The organism is Paraburkholderia sp. GAS33 (assembly GCF_050436645.1).
Classification (GTDB): Bacteria; Pseudomonadota; Gammaproteobacteria; order Burkholderiales; family Burkholderiaceae; genus Paraburkholderia; species Paraburkholderia phenazinium_B.
Map to the genome: position 1 here is coordinate 232,339 of NZ_JBNDMP010000004.1, position 16,934 is coordinate 249,272.

Annotated in this window: 15 protein-coding genes; 2 read left to right on the forward strand and 13 right to left on the reverse strand. The window is 63.1% G+C overall.

The annotated features are described in order from the left end of the window. Positions 1 to 13 precede the first annotated feature (13 nt). The 13 genes from P3T24_RS14690 to P3T24_RS14750 form a co-directional block, all read right to left on the reverse strand. Positions 14 to 1,405, reverse strand: coding sequence for a sigma 54-interacting transcriptional regulator (locus tag P3T24_RS14690; protein ID WP_074264958.1), 1,392 nt, complete (start codon positions 1,403 to 1,405; stop codon positions 14 to 16). A 10-nt stretch (positions 1,406 to 1,415) separates the two neighbouring features. Continuing rightward, positions 1,416 to 3,215, reverse strand: a complete 1,800-nt coding sequence (locus P3T24_RS14695) for a TadG family pilus assembly protein (RefSeq protein ID WP_429435573.1) — start codon at positions 3,213 to 3,215, stop codon at positions 1,416 to 1,418. A 1-nt stretch (position 3,216) separates the two neighbouring features. Next, positions 3,217 to 3,576 carry a DUF3613 domain-containing protein gene (locus tag P3T24_RS14700; RefSeq protein WP_429435575.1) on the reverse strand — a complete coding sequence of 120 codons (360 nt, stop codon included), beginning with the start codon at positions 3,574 to 3,576 and terminating at the stop codon, positions 3,217 to 3,219. 23 nt (positions 3,577 to 3,599) lie between these two features. After that, a complete protein-coding gene (locus P3T24_RS14705) occupies positions 3,600 to 4,517 on the reverse strand; it encodes a tetratricopeptide repeat protein (RefSeq protein WP_429435577.1) in 918 nt (305 codons plus the stop codon). A gap of 9 nt (positions 4,518 to 4,526) precedes the next feature. Then, the gene (locus P3T24_RS14710) at positions 4,527 to 5,543 is read right to left on the reverse strand and encodes a type II secretion system F family protein (RefSeq protein ID WP_429435580.1); all 1,017 of its coding nucleotides are present in this window, start codon (positions 5,541 to 5,543) and stop codon (positions 4,527 to 4,529) included. Continuing rightward, complete coding sequence (locus P3T24_RS14715; RefSeq protein ID WP_429435583.1) at positions 5,543 to 6,553, reverse strand: type II secretion system F family protein; 1,011 nt, start codon at positions 6,551 to 6,553, stop codon at positions 5,543 to 5,545. The genes P3T24_RS14710 and P3T24_RS14715 overlap by 1 nt, the downstream gene beginning before the upstream one ends. Then, on the reverse strand, positions 6,546 to 7,910 hold the full coding sequence (locus P3T24_RS14720; protein ID WP_074264962.1) for a CpaF family protein: 1,365 nt from the start codon (positions 7,908 to 7,910) through the stop codon (positions 6,546 to 6,548). The genes P3T24_RS14715 and P3T24_RS14720 overlap by 8 nt, the downstream gene beginning before the upstream one ends. A gap of 3 nt (positions 7,911 to 7,913) precedes the next feature. Further along, positions 7,914 to 9,155, reverse strand: a complete 1,242-nt coding sequence (locus tag P3T24_RS14725; protein WP_429407471.1) for a fimbrial protein — start codon at positions 9,153 to 9,155, stop codon at positions 7,914 to 7,916. A gap of 147 nt (positions 9,156 to 9,302) precedes the next feature. Beyond that, positions 9,303 to 10,757, reverse strand: coding sequence for a type II and III secretion system protein family protein (locus tag P3T24_RS14730; protein ID WP_429435585.1), 1,455 nt, complete (start codon positions 10,755 to 10,757; stop codon positions 9,303 to 9,305). A gap of 40 nt (positions 10,758 to 10,797) precedes the next feature. After that, positions 10,798 to 11,742, reverse strand: a complete 945-nt coding sequence (gene cpaB, locus P3T24_RS14735; protein WP_429435588.1) for a Flp pilus assembly protein CpaB — start codon at positions 11,740 to 11,742, stop codon at positions 10,798 to 10,800. A gap of 91 nt (positions 11,743 to 11,833) precedes the next feature. Then, positions 11,834 to 12,331, reverse strand: coding sequence for a TadE/TadG family type IV pilus assembly protein (locus P3T24_RS14740; RefSeq protein WP_429407476.1), 498 nt, complete (start codon positions 12,329 to 12,331; stop codon positions 11,834 to 11,836). After that, positions 12,328 to 12,825, reverse strand: coding sequence for an A24 family peptidase (locus P3T24_RS14745; RefSeq protein ID WP_429435591.1), 498 nt, complete (start codon positions 12,823 to 12,825; stop codon positions 12,328 to 12,330). Before P3T24_RS14745 ends, P3T24_RS14740 begins: the two co-directional genes overlap by 4 nt. A 150-nt stretch (positions 12,826 to 12,975) precedes the next feature. Beyond that, positions 12,976 to 13,137, reverse strand: coding sequence for a Flp family type IVb pilin (locus P3T24_RS14750; protein WP_429407480.1), 162 nt, complete (start codon positions 13,135 to 13,137; stop codon positions 12,976 to 12,978). Between the two features lie 653 nt (positions 13,138 to 13,790). On the opposite strand from P3T24_RS14750, the gene P3T24_RS14755 reads away from it, so the two are divergent. Together P3T24_RS14755 and P3T24_RS14760 are read left to right on the forward strand one after the other, a co-directional pair. Further along, on the forward strand, positions 13,791 to 15,299 hold the full coding sequence (locus P3T24_RS14755) for a collagen-like triple helix repeat-containing protein (RefSeq protein WP_429435593.1): 1,509 nt from the start codon (positions 13,791 to 13,793) through the stop codon (positions 15,297 to 15,299). 136 nt (positions 15,300 to 15,435) lie between these two features. Then, positions 15,436 to 16,866 carry a collagen-like triple helix repeat-containing protein gene (locus P3T24_RS14760; protein WP_429435595.1) on the forward strand — a complete coding sequence of 477 codons (1,431 nt, stop codon included), beginning with the start codon at positions 15,436 to 15,438 and terminating at the stop codon, positions 16,864 to 16,866. Positions 16,867 to 16,934: the final 68 nt, after the last annotated feature.

Genomic DNA, 16,934 nt, shown 5'->3' on the forward strand with positions numbered 1-16,934 from the left:
TCTTGTCTCATTATTACTCACTTTCGCGGGTTTCGGGCTCCTCGTCGAAAATTTGATACTTACGCATTTTCTCCCAAAGCACCTTGCGGCTGATCCCCAATGTGCCGGCCGTATCTTGCCTGCGCCAACCGTTTGCTTCAAGCGCCGCGAGCACGCGGTTGCGTTCGGCCATGTCCCATTTGCTGCGGTCCACCAGCACCTCTGCCGCGCTCTCCGCCGGCACCGGCTGGCTACTGCGCGCAAGCGCCAGCAGCCGATGCAGCCTGGCCGCATCCCACGCGCCGATCTGGCGCACGGTCACACCGATCCGCTCGGCGAGGTTGCGCAGTTCGCGCACATTACCGGGGAAATAAGTATCGGCTACTGCGTCGGCCAGCCAGTAAGGAATATCCGGCAGCGTGGCGAGCCGTTCGGCTCCCACTACCGAGGCGATAAACGCCTTGAAGATCGCGATCTTGTCGACCGCCCCGCGCTCTTCGAGCGAGGGGATTTTCAGTTCGATCACCGCAAGCCGGTAGTAAAGATCGGCGCGGAAGGTGCCGTCCTTGACGAGCTGCGGCAGGTGCTTGTTGGTGGCGGCGACGAGCCGGAAGTCAAGCTTGATGGGCGTAGCCGAACCGATTCGCGTGACCGCGCTGTCCTCGAGCACGCGCAGCAGCTTGACCTGTTGATAGAGCGGCAGGTCGCCGATTTCGTCGAGAAACAGGGTGCCGCCGTCGGCCTGCTCGAAGTAGCCTTTGTGGGCCACCACCGCGCCGGTAAACGAGCCTTTCGAATGTCCGAAGAAAAGCGATTCGAAGAGACCATCAGGAATCGCGCCACAGTTCACCGGCACGAACGGGCCCTGTCCGTAGCGGCGATGCTTTTCGTGCAGAAGCTGCGCGATGCGCTCCTTGCCGACGCCGGTCTCGCCATGCACGAGCACACTGGTGTCGCAGTCGGCGAACGTGTCGACTTCGTGCAGCAAGGCCTGCATGCATTCCGAGTTGGCGACCAGCGCGCTCGACTCGAGCGTCTGCGCGGTATGGGCGCGCAATTGCAGCACGAGCTTGGTGACCATGCCGCGCAATTCGGCGCAAGTGAAGTCGAGCGGCAGGATGTGCGAATACTCGGACGGGTACATCGCGGGATCGTGATCGCGCGGCGCCGCGCCGACCCACACCACCGGCATGCCATGGGCGGCTTGCCAGTCGCGCAGGATCAGCGCGCCGCTGTCGATCACCGACACGCTGATGATGGCGAGCGACGGGCGCAGTGCAGTGCGTTCGGGGGAGATCGCGATATCGTCGGCGCGGATCACTTCGACATCGAAGCTCGCCATGCAGCGTGCGACCCGGTCGACGATGTCGGCCTTGCCTTCCCAGACGTAGATATCGAGTTCGTCGATTTTGGCGGTGGTTCTCATTGGCGAAGAATCAGTAAACCAGTTGGGCCTGGCCGCAGGCGAGTCCGAGGTCGTGGACCGTGCTTACGCCGATCTGGACACCCAGCAGTTGCAATAAGGGGACGAGGAGCGCGTCGAGCGAGGTCAGGATCGGATTGAGCACGGAGACAAGTGCACTAAGCAAAGGCGCTGCCGCCGCGCTGACGTCGCCCCCAAGCAGCGTTGCATGAATCGAAGTGGCCATCTGCGCTGCAAGTTGAGTCAGCAAGCCGGCAGCGGCCGAGCCGACCGCGTTGGTATTAGTGGACTGATATGCGGTGCTGCTGTTCGGCACGCCATTGAAGGTGAGCGTGGTCTGTGCCGGCTGCAAGGTGAGATTCAGGCCCGATGCCGGCGAGGACGATCCAACCGATACGGTGACAGCTGACATCCCCAGCGCGTTCACGGACGTGATCGTCGCCGGCTGGTTGCACTGCATCGCAGTGGTCGTATTCGTGAAGTTATTCAGCGCGTCCCCGCCGATGCATAGACCCGCGATGCCAGTGTTCGCGACAATGGTGCTTTGGCTCGTGGCCTGTTGAGTAGTACACATCGTATTTGTCAAAGTGGCGGTTCCATACCCCGCCTCGATGTAAATCGGCAGGTTCAAGGCACTCACGCTAACGAGATCCGGCAGTCCCAGAAAGGTCAAGCCTAAGCTCAAATTCAGCAGGTTGACGTTCAGATAGACCTGCACTTCCGCCGAACGCGCACTCGCGCGTGGGGTGCCGTTCGCATACGTCCCGGCTTCGCCCACTGCAATGACCGGTGGCTGGATGATCTTCGCCTGCGCCGAAATGTTCGCTAACGGACCTAGATTAAGCGCGGTGTTGAGGTTGATGGCCGAGTTGCCGTGGGCAATCTCGGCGGCCGCCATCAATACGTCGAGCGCATTCACGGTAGCGCTGACCGCCGCTTGCGGATCGTCGAGCGCTACGGCTAACAAACCGTTGGTGCCTGGCGTGTTGCCGAGCGCGACTTGCAGTCCGCCCGGAATGGCAGCCTGAATCGTACCCAGATCGGTAATAGCCGTCGCGCCCACCAACGTGCTCTTGCTCGCGGCCGTGACCATCGCTGAGACCAGGTTCGGAAGCGATATGTTGGTGTTGAGCAATTGAGTCATCGAACCGACACCGATCGCCGCAGCCAGGTCACCCAGCTTGATCTGAGTAGTAGCCAGTCCCTGATAAGACGCCACGCTCAGATTCAGGTTAGTGCCGAGCAGGCTGTTCAACAGGCCATTCACGAGTCCACCCGAGAGGGTCGCCACGGCGGAGGTGATCGAAAACGAACGAATGTTGGTCGCTTCCGCCGTGCTGACGGCCTGGACGTTGCGCGCCGGTCCCAGGAAAAAGTACGGCACGTTCTCGCTGACCGTGACCTGCACCGCATTCATCGGCGAACCGGAGGTCGAAAAATAGGATTGACCGGCATTGGCCGACGGATCCCAGCGGCCGCACACTACAGTCACGGTGGCACTCGTCGACAAATTGTTGCCCTTCACCGCATTGTTCTGCGCCGAAGTGGTGGCCGAGGCACATGCCCCACCGTTGCTGACGGTCTGCGCACCAGCCGTCGCCGCCATATCCGCGGTCCGCTGCATCTCCCGCCGCGCAAAGTAGAGGTTGCCGATATCGATCGCTCCCGCCGCTACCACCACCAAGCCGAGGCAAAGCGCGGCCACCAGCATTGTCACGCCGCGTTGGCGCCGCATCGACGCATAGCCCGCGCGGCGCCGGTGCGCAAAGCGCACACGCCGGACGAAACGGAGAGATGGTTCGGAGGCCGACATATCAGTTCTGCGGCAGCGTGCCGCCCTGTGAACCGCCTGCGCCCGCCTGACTGACTGAGGAACCGAAGAAATCGGGAATCTTCGAATTGAACGACTCGAGATACCGCTTGTAGGCAAGGTTAGCTTCCGCCCCGAGCATTGGACGTACGGGTGCAGCCGCTGTATTGCTACGCTGAAGCGCGAGCCACTCGTTGGTCGAATGATCGATTTCGCTAGCTCGCGGGGATTGCTGTGGCGCATCGCTTTGTGCACAGACGAAATCTGTACCGCCGGCCGCCGCCAGCGCGACTATGGCCAACGCCGCCGTCAGCGCGAAACTCGTCGTGCGTGGCCTGCCTGCTCGTTTGCCCTTGTTTGTCATGTTTGCTCCCCTTCTGCCACCTGTTATTGTGAGAACCGCTGCAGCAAGCGCGGCGCGGGCTCGATGCCCTGCGCACCCGCAACTGGCGCAGCCCGCGCCATCTGCTGCGCTTGCACCGCGCTTTCTTGCGCCCGTGCCGCCGTTGCCACCTTCGCCGCCTCACGGCGAATCGCCATGCGCACATCCGGTGAGAACTTCTCCTGGTCCATCAAGGCTGCAGCCTGCGTGTCGTTGCCATCCGCCAGCAAAAACAGCACGACGTTGCTGACGATTTTCGGATTGGCGTGATCGAGTTCCGCCGCTTTCATCAGCGGTACACGAGCGCCGTTGACATCCCCCTCGCGCAGCCTTGCGTAACCGAGATCCGAGAGTGTCGGGGCATCGGTCGGCGCGAGCCGGACCGCTTCCTGCAACTGTTGCGCGGCGCGGCCAAAGTCTCCCGACGCGCCAGCGATCAATCCAAGCCCGCGGTAGCCGCGCGCGGCAAGCGGCGTCTGCAGCAGTTTGGTGTAAGCGTCCGCCGCTGCCTGAGGTTGCTCGGTCATGCGTAGCGCGTCGGCGCGCATCAAGGTCGTCTCCGGCTTCACGCCATACTGCTTTTCGAACGCGTCGATGTGCGCGAGCGAGGCGTAGTAAAGCCCTTGTGTCTGCATGCGTTCGATCAGATTGAGGTACGTGCTCGCCGCGTCAGGTGCGGGATCGCGAGTCGCCTGGTCGATATCGGCCTGGCGTTCTGCTTGCGGCCCGACCCCGTAACCAGACAGCTTCGACGCGCAAGCGCTGAGCAAGGCAAGCGTGAGCAGACAGGCAGTGTGCCGGGCCCAACGCCCGAACTGCCGGCTGTGTACATTGCGCCCGTTGTCCCCGGTTCGAGAAACATCTCCATGCGGCGCCGCACGGGCCGTGTCGACAAAGCGCTTTGATGTCAAATCGTGAGTCATGGTCATTCCCTACCGTTGCATCGACTTGAGCGAATGCGTGACCGCGAGCACGCCCGGGCCAGCGGTCACAATCAGGAGCGCCGGCAACAGCGTCACGATCATCACGCCAGTCATCTTCACTGCGAGACGTCCGATCCGTTCGCGCAACATCGCGCGACGGGTCTCTCGCAAGCGTTCGCCGAACTGCTTCAGGGGTTCCTGTACCGCGCCGCCGTGACGATCGACCTGTATCAGCAGGCGTACGATCGCGCGTAAATCCTCATTGCCGTAGCTCGAAGCAAGTCGTTGCAGCGATTGTTCACGCGTACGGCCCGTCGCGAACTGGCGCTGGGCGATTTCCAGTTCGCTCGACAGCACCGGCAGCACTCCGCGGAAATCGCCAACCATCACCTGCAGACTTTGATCGATCGACAAGCCGACCCCTTGAAGCAGACGCAGCAGGTCGACCAGCATCGGCAGCTCGTCTATCACACTACGCCGGCGAGCGGACGCGCGTCGCTGAATAAAGAGCTTTGGCACCATGAAACCGACGATCAACGCGCAGACCACGGCGGCCACATAACGCTGGCGGTCGAGATGGCCGCTTGCCAGCGTGCCGCAAAGAAGCGGCAAAACGATCGCGCCGCCGACCCGTGCAATGAGGAACAGTCCACGCGCACGCGTATCGACAAAGCCGCATTGCTCGAGCATGCGCCGGTCTTCGTCGGCGACCAGCTGACGTCCGAATGGCGTATCGAGCCATCGGATACCGGTATGCGCAAACTGCTCCAAAAGGGCTTTCAATCCAGTGGGGCGAGTCGCCGTCGATGCCTTGCCGGCCGTATTCGATAACGCATCACCAGAGCGCGCTGCGGTGCCCGCGGCGGCGAGCGCGGCACTTTGCTGCGCTCGCTGATCGAGCGCGTGCGCCAGGTTCCGCTGACTGCGCCGCGCGGCCGCGAGCCTCGCCAGGATTAGCCCCGCGATCAATAGCAGTGCAAAGGCGCATAGGGCCAGCGCAAGTGCGGCGACAAGATTAGCTCGCATCACGCCCTCTGCAACCGCGTCATGCGGTAGAGCAAATAGCCGCCGATCAGCTGCAGCCCGAACGCCAGGTATACCAACTGGCGTCCGCTCGGGTCGAACCACATCGCGCCAAAATAATGGGGGTTGGTCAGGATCAGAAAGCCAGCGATTCCGACCGGCAGCAGCGCGAGAATCCAGGCTGACAGGCGCGTTTCGGCAGACATCGCCGCCAGTTCGCGTTCGGCCTGCTCAAGATCGCGCATGAACGAGGCCATGCGATCCAGCATCACGTCCGCCCGGCCACCGTATTTCACCGAGAGTCGCAACACGGCGCCGACCAGATCGAGTTCGCGCGCGCCATACAGCGCCGCGGCCTGCGAAAGTGCACGGTCAATTTCAACGCCGGTACGCAACATGCGTGAAACGTGATCGAGGCATTCGCGCAACGGCGTTTCGGTGGTTTGCATCGCACCCTGAAACGCCGCCGGTACGCTATTGCCCAGGATGATGAGACGCACGATGCCGTCCAGAAACGAGGGCACTTGCCGCACGATTTTCATCCGGCGCTTTTGCGTTCGCATCGACACGAGAAACGAGACGAAACACAGGCACGCGAGCAGCGTCACGCCTGCGGCCAGTGCACCGCCCTCACGGCCCGCCCAGAAACAAAGCCACAGCGAGATCAGGGCAATGACGATGGCTGGCGTGCGGGCATGCGAAATGCCCGCACGGTTCATTGCGTTGTCGACGAGAAAGCGTAGCCGCGCCTTCAGATAAGCCAGTTGCTCGCGCGTGCCTGAACCTGCCTCGGGCGCATGCGGCATCACGCCGCCATGTACCGTCGACGCGTGGCGCACGGACGCCACTCGCGGACGCTGGACATTCACGGGCGACGTCGGCGCCATCCGGCTGTCGATAAAGCGCTCGGTGCTGACCTGCTCATCGCGTCGTGCCCCACGCTGCCACAACAGCAGCGCACCGGCCGCGCATAACAGCGCGATCGCCGCGAAGAGCATGGTGGCGCTAGACATTGAAGCCCCCGCCAAAACCACCGCCACTGCCGCCAAAACCGCTGAATCGGCCAGATGGTTCAGGCGAGCCGCCCAGCGCCTGCCTGAAGCGCACCAGCTTCGGCGAATGCGGATGGATGCCGAGCGAAGTCCAGTTATCGATCTCTTCGCCATCCTGAGCGGTTATCGGCTCGTAGCGATACAGCTCCTGAGTGGCGATGATGTTGTCGGACAGACCCGTTACTTCGGTAACCGAAAGAATCCGCCGACGCCCGTTCGAGAGGCGGCCGATCTGCACGATAAAGTCGATCGCATTGGCGATCTGCCGGCGCAGGCTCGACTCAGTGCCCTGAAAGCCCGCAAAACCCGCCAGCATTTCGAGCCGGTACAGACACTCGCGAGGCGAGCTCGCGTGCACCGTGCCCATCGAGCCGTCGTGGCCCGTGTTCATCGCCTGCAGCATTTCGAGCACCTCGCCGCCGCGCACTTCGCCGACGATGATGCGGTCCGGACGCATCCGCAAGGTGTTACGCAGCAGGTCGCGAATCGACACCACGCCGGCGCCATCGAAGCCTCCCGGGCGGCTTTCGAGCCGCACCACATGCGGATGGTTCAGCGAGAGCTCTGCCGTGTCTTCGATCGTCACCACGCGCTCGGCTTCGGGAATGTGGAAGGCGAGCGCGTTGAGCAGCGAAGTCTTGCCCGAGCTCGTGCCGCCCGACACCAGCACATTGCAGCGCGCGGCCACGGCCGCTTCGAGCAGCGCACCGATTTCCGGACTGTATGTGCCGTTGCCGAGCAGATCGTCGGGACGCAGCGGGTCCTTGCGGAATTTGCGGATCGAGACGATCGGCCCGTCGATCGAAAGCGGTTCGATCACGACGTTCACGCGCCCGCCGTTGGGCAGGCGCGCGTCGACCATCGGATTCGATTCGTCGAGACGCCGCCCGATCGGCGCAAGAATGCGCCGCACGATGCGCAGCAGATGGGCGTTGTCGGCAAAGCGCACCGGGATTTTCGTTAGAATGCCGTGGCGCGACACATACACGTCGTTGTAGCCGTTGATCAGGATGTCTTCGACCGCTGCGTCGTTGAGCAGGTCCTCGATCGGGCCGAAGCCCGCGAGTTCCTTGGTCAGCGCTTCGGCAATCAGCCGCACCTCGCTCTCGTTGATCGGAATCCGGCGCAGCCGTACGAAGCTGTCCATTTCCAGATCGACGAACTGGTTGATCGCATTGCGCGACCAACGGCCGAACTCCGCGCCGAGTTCCTCGATACGCGTAAGCAGATGTTCGTGCGCCGCGTTCTTGATGTCCTGGAACTGCTGGCTATGCGCAAATGAAGGCGCGTCGTCGGCAAATTCGATGTCTTTAGCCATCGTCTATGACCGCTTGTTTGAGGTTGGAATGAAGCGCTTGAGCGCACCGAGTGCCGACTTGCCACGTGCCTGCGCTGCCGCTTTCGCCTCACCGCCGAGCCGCTCGACGAGCGGTTCGAGCGCGCGCACATACGGGTCGCGGGCGGATGCGTCGACTAGCAGATGTCCCTGATTGACCGACTGCCCGAGCGCCACGCGGCGCTCCGGCAAGGTACCGAGCAAGGGGATGTCGAGACGTTGTGCGATCTGCGTAGCCGAGAGGCCGAGATCCGGATCGAACTTGTTGACAAGCAGGTGCACCTGACTGACGTCCACGCCTTCTTCGCGCAACGCGTCGAGTACACCGACCGCCGAGACGATCGACGCCACGCCTTGATCGCAGAGCAGCCAGGTTTCATCCGCGGCCTGCACGACGTGTGCGATGAACTCGCTGTTGGTGAAGCCGCCCAGATCGATGATCTGCTGGTCGAAGAACGCGCGCAGGCGGTTCAGAAGACTGATTGAGCTCGAGTACGACACTTCGCGCATGTCGGCCAGGTTCGGCGGCAGCGACGTGAGTGCAAGACCGCTCGGATGATGCGATAGCGCCGTGTGGACGAAGGTCTGATCGAAGCGGCGCAGATTGCGCACGGCATCGACGAAATTGAATTCGCTGCGCGTGTTGAGCAGGAGCGAGCCGTCGCCGGCTGGCAGGCCGAGGTCGAATAACGCGGTCTGCCGCCCCTGCGCGGCGTCGCGCCGGTGCAACAAGGCCGAGAGGTTGGCTGCGAGCGTGCTGACGCCCATGCCAACTCGCGCGCCGAGCAGGACCGTCACATGGCCATGCCGGCTGACCGGCTCGACCAGGTTGTCGAGCACCTGGCGCGTAATGCGCAACGCGTCTTCCGCGGGTGCCGACAGATCGATGAAATCGCGCACGCCCACGCGCAGCGCAGCGAGCGCACCCTCAGGTTCGCCAAGCGAGCCCACGGCGACAATCTGCAGCCCCGGATAGGCCGCCCGCGCCGCACTGGTCGCGGCGCTTGCGGCGGCAGCGCGGCCGCCCGAAAAATCGACAAAAACCACCGACGGATTGAGCGTCGCGATGCGTTGCGTGAGCATCGACGGGTCGAGCGACACCCGTTCGACCGCACCCGCCGCCACGAGGGTATCGGTCAACCATTGGACGTGCTCGTCGGCCAGCGATGCGAACACGAAATAATCGGTGATCACCCGTTCAGTCAATGAATGCGTTCTCGCGTTCATGTTGGACATCCTTTTACGGCATCGGCCAGACAGCGGCCGATTCGTACTGCGCACTGCCACGGTTGAACGGCAACGATGTACCGCCCTGCCCGTCCTTCCGGTTCGTCACATCGCACGGCACGCACCGCGCGACGCTTCGAACCACGTTCACTTCGAGAACCCCGGCGCCGCGTCCGGCGACGCCACACCGCCGAGCAACGCACGCCAGACCGGCCCGTCGCGCTGCTCCGACAGCTCGCCAGGCGTCGATGGGAGTGCTGCTCCTTTCGCGATCGGCGAGACCAGATGCGGGGTCACGATGATTACCAGTTCCTCGTCGTTCTGCGAGTAGCTCATGTTCTTGAAGAACGCGCCGATGATCGGCAGATCGCCGAGCAACGGCACTTTCGACACATTCGAGACCGTCTGGCGATCGATCAGGCCACCGATCACAAAGCTCTCACCGTCCCCCAGTTCCACCGTGGTATCCGCGCGCCGCGTCGTGATGGCCGGCACCGAGACGCTGTCGATCGTGATCGCGTTCGTAAAGTCCAGCGCACTCGCTTCCGGGGCCACCTTCAATGCGATCCGGTCCGGGCTCAGGACAGTCGGCGTCAACGTCAGGCCGACGCCATACGGCTTGTATTCGATCGACACGGTCCCAAGTCCTTGCGGCACCGGAACGGGAATCTCGCCGCCCGCAAGAAAGCTCGCGCTCTGGCCTGACAAGGCGACGAGCGTCGGCTCCGCAAGCACGCGCGCAAGGTTGTTGCTCTCCATCAGGCTCAGGTCGGCGCCGATACCGTGCGTGACCGAGTTGAACACCAGATTGAAGGCCGATGAGATCGGCGTGGTCGAGTTAAACGAAGGTGACGAGCCGAACGTTGCCGATGTCAGCGACGACGGAGCAAACGAGCCAAACGTGAAGCCGTTGTTCTGCTTCAGGATGTTCAGACCGATCTCCTTGAGCACAGAACGGCTGAATTCGACCACCCGTACATCGACCTGCACGACCGAGCGTGTCGCTACCGTCGAAGCGTCTACCACGTTCGCACCACCTCCGCCCGCTGCGCCGGCAGCAGATCCACCGCTCCTGCCGTAGCTGCCGCCCTTACCTCCCGCGCCCGCGTCGGCCCCGCCGTTCAGGCCACTGCCAAGAGACGCAGCACGAGCGCGCGCTTCGGCTTCAGCGACCGCAACCGCGCGCTGATGTTGTTCCATCGACGCAGCCGAGCCGGAAATCACCGCCGTATCGCCCGACGTCTTCACGTTCGGCGAGCCGGGCCCCAACAGTGCGCCCGAGGCCGTCGTGCTCACGTTGACCGTATAGGTCATTGGCGCGTCCTGGTTGCGCTCCCACAACATTACGTTGGTGGTGCCTGGAGACTTGCCGATCAGCAGCACGCCCCCGCGCTTGTCGCCTTTGATGATCAGCACATCCGCCACGCTAGGGTCGCCGATCGCGATCCTCTGCAAACTGTGGCCAAGCGCCAGCGACTGCTGCGAGCCCACTGTGATATCGACTGTCCGCGCGCCGTTCTCCGCATGACCAGCCGGCGATATGACAAGCGACGCCGCGCAGAGCCACGCCGCGATCCCACCTGCAAAAATCCGTTTTTTCATATTCTTATGGACGCGACTGGCCGCCCGCTCCCTGAAACCTTTATCGGGCGACCGTTTCGGCACGCCCACCCCGAATGACCTCAATATTGTCGACTGGCGCGGCGGCGACCCGCGTAACCGGGCGGGCAATGTGCGGCGCAGCTTGTGGTTGCGCTGCTACGTTGCCCCCAGCGCCGGACAATTCATCGAGCGCCACGCCCGCTGCAGCGCGCGTGGAATCCTGTGTCGCATCCCCGGCTGGCGCATTGGCGGAGATTTTCACCACGCCTGTGGGCGACGCAAAAGCATTCGGATCGACTACTTCGTCATCCTTCGGATTGCGTAGTGCGAAGATGAGACGTCCGGAGGTTTCGGCCAGCGAAAGTTTGTCGATATCGGCGACCGGTACCGCAAGTACTGCGGTGCGCACCATGCCGTTCGCGTCACCCGGGTTGTCGGCTCCCGGCGTCGCGTTGCCGAATGCGAGCACACGCACCTTCGACATCAGGAGTCGTGCCTGGCTCCGGTCGATTTCAGCACCACTACCATTGCCGTTACCCGCATTGCTGTCACGTTTCAGCGTGAAGAACACGTCGACGAAATTGCCTGGTCGCAGGCGGTTGCCAACTGCGTTGCTTTCATCGACGCGCACCGCTACCGCGCGCTGCCCCGGGTCGATCCGCTCGGCAAGTCCCGACGACAGCTGAGCTTCGAGTACCGGCGACTCAGGACCGATATCCGACGTCGGCACACGTCCGGCCAGCATCGACGGATCGACGAACGCTCCATTCGGATTGATCGGCAGCGACTGGACGCGCAACGCATCGACGGTGATTGGCTTGCCAGCGGGCAGCACACGCGTAGCCACCACGACTGGGAACGTCGCTTGTGCGGTCTGCGCAACCGGATGCGATACAGGCCGGCGTGACAGGGTCCACGCAAAAATGCCGAGCAGCAGTGCGAGCGCAATCAGGACACCTGCCAGGATTCGAGTCAGATTCGGCATGAGGAGCTGCCTGATTGTTCGGGTTCGAACCCGCCTGAGCGCAGCTCAGGCAGCCGAGACGACGCCGGAAAGAAAAGAGCAAGCGCGTACATCACAGTATGTTTTCCGGGTTGAGTTGCACCATCGCACTGCTTACCAATGAAGCAGGCAACACAAAGCCTGTCAGCGGCAGGTTCGGCACCAGTGGACTGCTCGCGTAGTTGTAGGTGAGCGTCACGTTGACGCAATCCATCGTTGCGTCGTAACTACACGTCGCCCAGGTCGACACACACGTTGCCGTGCTGATCAATGACGCAACCATATTGCTCGCCGCGGTGCACGCCGCGGCCGTACGCGCCGCCAGCGCGTTGCCGGTACTGGTCGCCGTCTGGTAGTTCAGCGCGGCACGCGCGCCCTCTTCCGCGGCCAATGTCAGGTTCTGTTGCGCAACGAAAATCAGGCTGAAAGTGACGATGCCGTAAAGAATCACGAAGAACAGCGGGAAAATCATTGCGAATTCCACTGCTGCGGTGCCGCGTTGACGGCGTGGACGCAGCGGTGCCGATCGCGCAGCGAGGTACGAAGCCGATTTATAAGTAATCCTTTTCATTTGACACCCACAGCGAACACCTGCAAGCCCATCCAGGCCATCGCCGGCACCGTCAGGCAGGCTGCATACGGCGTAGCGCGTTTACCGCCCAACTCGAAAGTCGGCTCACCCGAGCGGCCTATCGCGGCGAGCCGAGTGCGGGTCGAGACTAGCAACCAGACTGCATGACAGCCTGCTATGAGGCTCGCGGCAATCCACAGTCCAGGCAGCGCATGCATTCCGCACCAGGCGCCGAGCACGGCGAAGACCTTCACGTCGGCCGCGCCCATCACACCGAGCGCGAAGAACGGCATCAGCGCACATAGGCCGACGAGTGCACCCAGCGAGGCTTGAGAAAGGGTAATGCCGAATGGACCGTGCCTTAATGAGGCGCACGCCAACGCCGCTGCCAGTCCGGCAACGACAAGTGCATTCGAGACGCGTCGACTACGGCAATCGCATATAGCAACGACCGAGGCCCACACAACGAATAACCAATGACTGAGCGTATTCATATCGGACTCGACGGGCGAAACAAACCGATGCGGGCTGCTTTCGCAACCCGCATCCGGCTCTGTTCTTAAGACGCGTGAAATCAGCGGCCACGCGGGCCGATACCTACAGAGGTTGCGCCTACAAGAACTGCCACCGTCAAAACTTCCGAACTACAGAGCAGCACCTATCTTGACGAACACGCCTGCCAGCGTCCCCTCAAAGGTGGTCAGAGTGCCTGCAAGGGCAACTGCGATCAAAGAGGCGATGAGTGCATACTCAATCGCCGTAACCCCGTTGTTTTCTCTCAGGAATTTCGTTGTGAACTTTTTCATTTCCGCCCTCGGAACTTCAGTATTTCGTTTGTATTCACGCTGCACGTGATGAAGGTCCGGTCAGTGCCGTGGCCGATGATTCTCTCGTTCATCGACACCGGGTCTTTTGCACTGCCACACCATTTTCATCGCAGCCGGCTTCAAAGGATCAGGTTTCGTTTGGCCGTCTGTTCGATATCGCACCTCCCTCGTCAAACTTCGATGCTCCTGGCTTTTATAGCGTACCAATCGTATTAAAGCAATTGTCCGTTGCGCGCTTGGTACTATTTTGTTTTAAGCCGGGTGTCCATCTAGATTAACGGCACTTCGTGCGTTGCAGCACATAGGACTAACCATAGGTTAGATTCGCTGCACTAAATATCTGTTTGAACAGGTCGTTTCAAGCAACGTCACTGCTCTCACGTTACGCATCCCACCGTAACGTCGAATCCGGATCGTTACGTTACGCGAGTTCCGAAACCGATTTACTAAAGCGCGCATCCCGCGTCATTTCGATTCGACAAACACTCCATCAACCACAAGCAAGCCCGCGCTGCGCCTTGCTCGCAGCGATTAAAACAAAATCCCCCACGCATTGTGCAATTGAAATGGCACGGCTGTTGCAGAGGTAGGCACGCAGCACTACCCAACAACACATGCGATCCGAGGGCGACATGAACATTCAAACGAACAACATCACGGTACGGGCAACATTAATCGCGGCAACGGTGGCAGCCATGCTGTCACTGAGCGCCTGCGGGGGCTCGGGAACCTTGAGTACGGGGACGGGGAGCAGCGGTAGCGGCAGTGCCGGGGGCACACTGTCGACGACCAGCGGCAGCGGTTCAACAGGGGCAAACGGTTCAGGTTCGGACACAGGCGCAGCCGGCGGTTCGGGGTCGGCCAGCACGGGAACAGGAACGACCGGTACGGGCAGTGGCTCGAGCACCACGACCGCACAGGCGAACGCACTCGGGACGGTGGCCGGCAACGCGGGCAACGTCGTCAGCAGCGTGGGCTCCACGGTCTCGGGCATCGGCTCGGTGATCGGTTCGCAATCGCTCCCGGGCGTCAGCTCGTCGACGACGCAATCGGCCGGCGGCATCGTCGAGAACGTGGGTGCAGCCGTCTCGACACTCGGCAACGGTGTCACCAATGGGCTTGGTCAACTCGGCACCGGCGGCAACGCGGTTGGCACCACCGTATCGAGCCTGGGCGGTGTGGTAGGCAATGTCGGCGGTGCGGTCACTAGCACCGGCAATCTCGTGACGAGCCTGGGCAGCGGCCCGCTCGCTCCGCTCGCAGCCGTTACGTCACCGCTCGGCGGTGTGATCGATACCCTTGGCGGCGCTGTCACCAACGGCGGCAGCACGCTGACAACGGCGCTCTCGACGGGTCCGGTCGAGCAGGTCACGCAAACGCTCAGCACGGCAATCACACCGATCACCACGATGGTTGCGTCCACAACCCAAACGGTCGGCACGGCAACCGGTCTCGGCGCGCCGCTCAATGGCCTGCTGTCGACGATCGGCGGCGGACTCGGCAAGGCCGGCACGCTGCTCGCCGCGACCGGCGGCAACCCGATCACCACGGGCCTCGGCAACGTCGTGACCAGCACCGGCACTACGGTCTCTTCGGTAGGCGGTCTATTGACGGGTGGCACCACGAATCCGCTGGCACCGCTCACCGGTTTGCTCGGTGGGCTGGGTTCAGCCGCCGGCGGCACGACCGGCAGCGGTCCGCTCGCTCCGTTGACGGGCTTGCTCGGCGGTCTGGGTTCAACCGCAGGTGGCACCACCGGCAGCGGTCCGCTCGCCCCCATCACCGGCCTGCTTGGCAACATCACCGGCGCCGCAGGCGGCACGTCGGGCAGCAACCCGCTCGCACCGGTCACGACGCTCGTCTCGAGCCTCACGGGTTCCTTGAGCAGCGCGACCGGCGGCAGCAGCAGCCCGCTTGCGCCGGTCACGGGTCTGCTGACGACTGTCACCAGCACGCTCACCACCGCCACCACGACCGCCACTACGGCGGCCAACAGCACGACCAAGAGCGTTACCACCACCGCATCGAACAGCCCGATCGGCGGCCTGAGCTCGACGACCGGCAGTGGCACGACGGGCAACCTGCTGTCGCCTGTGACGTCGCTCGTCGGCAGCCTGCTCGGCGGCGTGACCAAGAAGTAATCGATAACCCGGTACGCAGGTGGTCGCAAAAGCGCGGACACCTGCTTCGACTGAGCTGAGCGGCGCCGCTCGGAAATAGTTGCACAGGCGCGCGGAGACCATCCAGCAGGACCCTAAAGAGATCGAGGAGCACCCCATGTCCACAGCACGTTTTTTTGTTTCCGATGCGGCCCGCGTGAGATTGTCGATGCTGCGCGTACCGCTCACCGCAGTCGCGGTCGCGTGCCTGCTCGCCGCTTGCGGCGGCAGCGACGTCACCGCCCCGCCAACCTCCAGCAACGGTGGCGGTAGCGGCGCAGGCGGCACGACGACAACCACCGGTTCGGGTGGCGGCAGCACCAGCACGGGCGGCGGCACGACGACCACGACCGGTTCGACCGGCACTGCAGGGACCGTGACGACCGCAGCCAAAACCGTCAACGACCTCGGCAATACGATCTCGTCGCAGTCGATTCCCGGTGTGAGCTCGCAGGTGACGCAGGGCCTGGGCAACACCGTGTCGGCCGTGAGCAATCCGCTGACGGCACTTGCCAACGCGGTCAGCACCGGCGTCGGCCAGACCAGCTCGATTGCGAATCCGGTCGGCACCACGGTTGCCGGACTCGGGTCGGTGGTCTCCTCGACGAGCGGAGTCGTGCAGGGCTTGAGCACGACGGTCGGCGGCCTCGGTACCGGCACGCTCGCACCGCTAGCGCCAGTCACGACGCCACTTGCCAGCACACTGACCACCGTCGCCAACGCGCTCAATGCAGGCGGCACGACGCTCGGCAACACGCTGTCGTCAGCACCTGTGCAACAGATCACGCAACCGGTCAGCACCGCGATCACACCGCTCGTGCAGACCGCGGGCATCCTGACGCAGACTGTAGGCACGACGACCGGTCTGGGCGTGCCTGTGTCGGGCGTGCTGGCGCAAGTTGGCGGTGCGCTCGGCACGGCCGGTTCGAAGGTCGCCTCGACGACACAGAATCCGCTTGGCACCGACGTGGGTAACCTGGTCGGCTCGCTCGGCAATACCGTCACCAATGCGGGTGGTCTTGTCAATCCGAATGGCCCGAATGGCGCAGCGCCGATTCCCGGTCTGATCACGAGCCTCGTCGGCAGCACCACGGTGGTCGTGGCGAATGGGCCGCCGACCGGCGCCGCCGCCAACGGTCTGCTCGGACCGTTGAACGCGACGCTGACCAGCCTCGGGCTCGGCACGAGTCCGCTCAGCTCGGTGACGTCGCTGCTCGGCAACACGCCGCTATCCGCGCTCTCAGGCGCGACTGCCGGCACACCGCTGGCATCGGTCACCGGCTTGCTCGGCAATCTGCCGCTGAATTCGGTCACATCGGCACTGGGCGGCGCAACGAGCAGCTCCAACCCGCTCGGAGCAGTCACCGGTGTGCTGGGGACCGCCACCAGCGCTACCAGCACGACGCCGGCCGGCTCGCTGTTGGCGCCGGTCACGGGCCTGCTCACAACAGTAACCGGCGCACTCGGTTCGGCGACAGGCGCTGCGAGCAGCTCGACGGGCGGCACTACTTCGCTGCTGAGCGGATTGCTCCCCGCGCAACATAAGTAGTCCGCAGCACCGATGACACGCCCGCCTCTCGCGGTCGCACCATGCAATGGAAATAGCACTTCGTACAG

Coding starts and splice junctions, on each gene's coding strand:
- P3T24_RS14755 (WP_429435593.1), top strand. CDS start 13,791: ATGAACATTCAAACGAACAACATCACGGTACGGGCAACATTAATCGCG.
- P3T24_RS14740 (WP_429407476.1), bottom strand. CDS start 12,331: ATGAAAAGGATTACTTATAAATCGGCTTCGTACCTCGCTGCGCGATCG.
- P3T24_RS14690 (WP_074264958.1), bottom strand. CDS start 1,405: ATGAGAACCACCGCCAAAATCGACGAACTCGATATCTACGTCTGGGAA.
- P3T24_RS14720 (WP_074264962.1), bottom strand. CDS start 7,910: ATGGCTAAAGACATCGAATTTGCCGACGACGCGCCTTCATTTGCGCAT.
- P3T24_RS14760 (WP_429435595.1), top strand. CDS start 15,436: ATGTCCACAGCACGTTTTTTTGTTTCCGATGCGGCCCGCGTGAGATTG.
- P3T24_RS14750 (WP_429407480.1), bottom strand. CDS start 13,137: ATGAAAAAGTTCACAACGAAATTCCTGAGAGAAAACAACGGGGTTACG.
- P3T24_RS14705 (WP_429435577.1), bottom strand. CDS start 4,517: ATGACTCACGATTTGACATCAAAGCGCTTTGTCGACACGGCCCGTGCG.
- P3T24_RS14710 (WP_429435580.1), bottom strand. CDS start 5,543: ATGCGAGCTAATCTTGTCGCCGCACTTGCGCTGGCCCTATGCGCCTTT.
- cpaB (WP_429435588.1), bottom strand. CDS start 11,742: ATGCCGAATCTGACTCGAATCCTGGCAGGTGTCCTGATTGCGCTCGCA.
- P3T24_RS14695 (WP_429435573.1), bottom strand. CDS start 3,215: ATGTCGGCCTCCGAACCATCTCTCCGTTTCGTCCGGCGTGTGCGCTTT.
- P3T24_RS14715 (WP_429435583.1), bottom strand. CDS start 6,553: ATGTCTAGCGCCACCATGCTCTTCGCGGCGATCGCGCTGTTATGCGCG.
- P3T24_RS14730 (WP_429435585.1), bottom strand. CDS start 10,757: ATGAAAAAACGGATTTTTGCAGGTGGGATCGCGGCGTGGCTCTGCGCG.
- P3T24_RS14745 (WP_429435591.1), bottom strand. CDS start 12,825: ATGAATACGCTCAGTCATTGGTTATTCGTTGTGTGGGCCTCGGTCGTT.
- P3T24_RS14700 (WP_429435575.1), bottom strand. CDS start 3,576: ATGACAAACAAGGGCAAACGAGCAGGCAGGCCACGCACGACGAGTTTC.
- P3T24_RS14725 (WP_429407471.1), bottom strand. CDS start 9,155: ATGAACGCGAGAACGCATTCATTGACTGAACGGGTGATCACCGATTAT.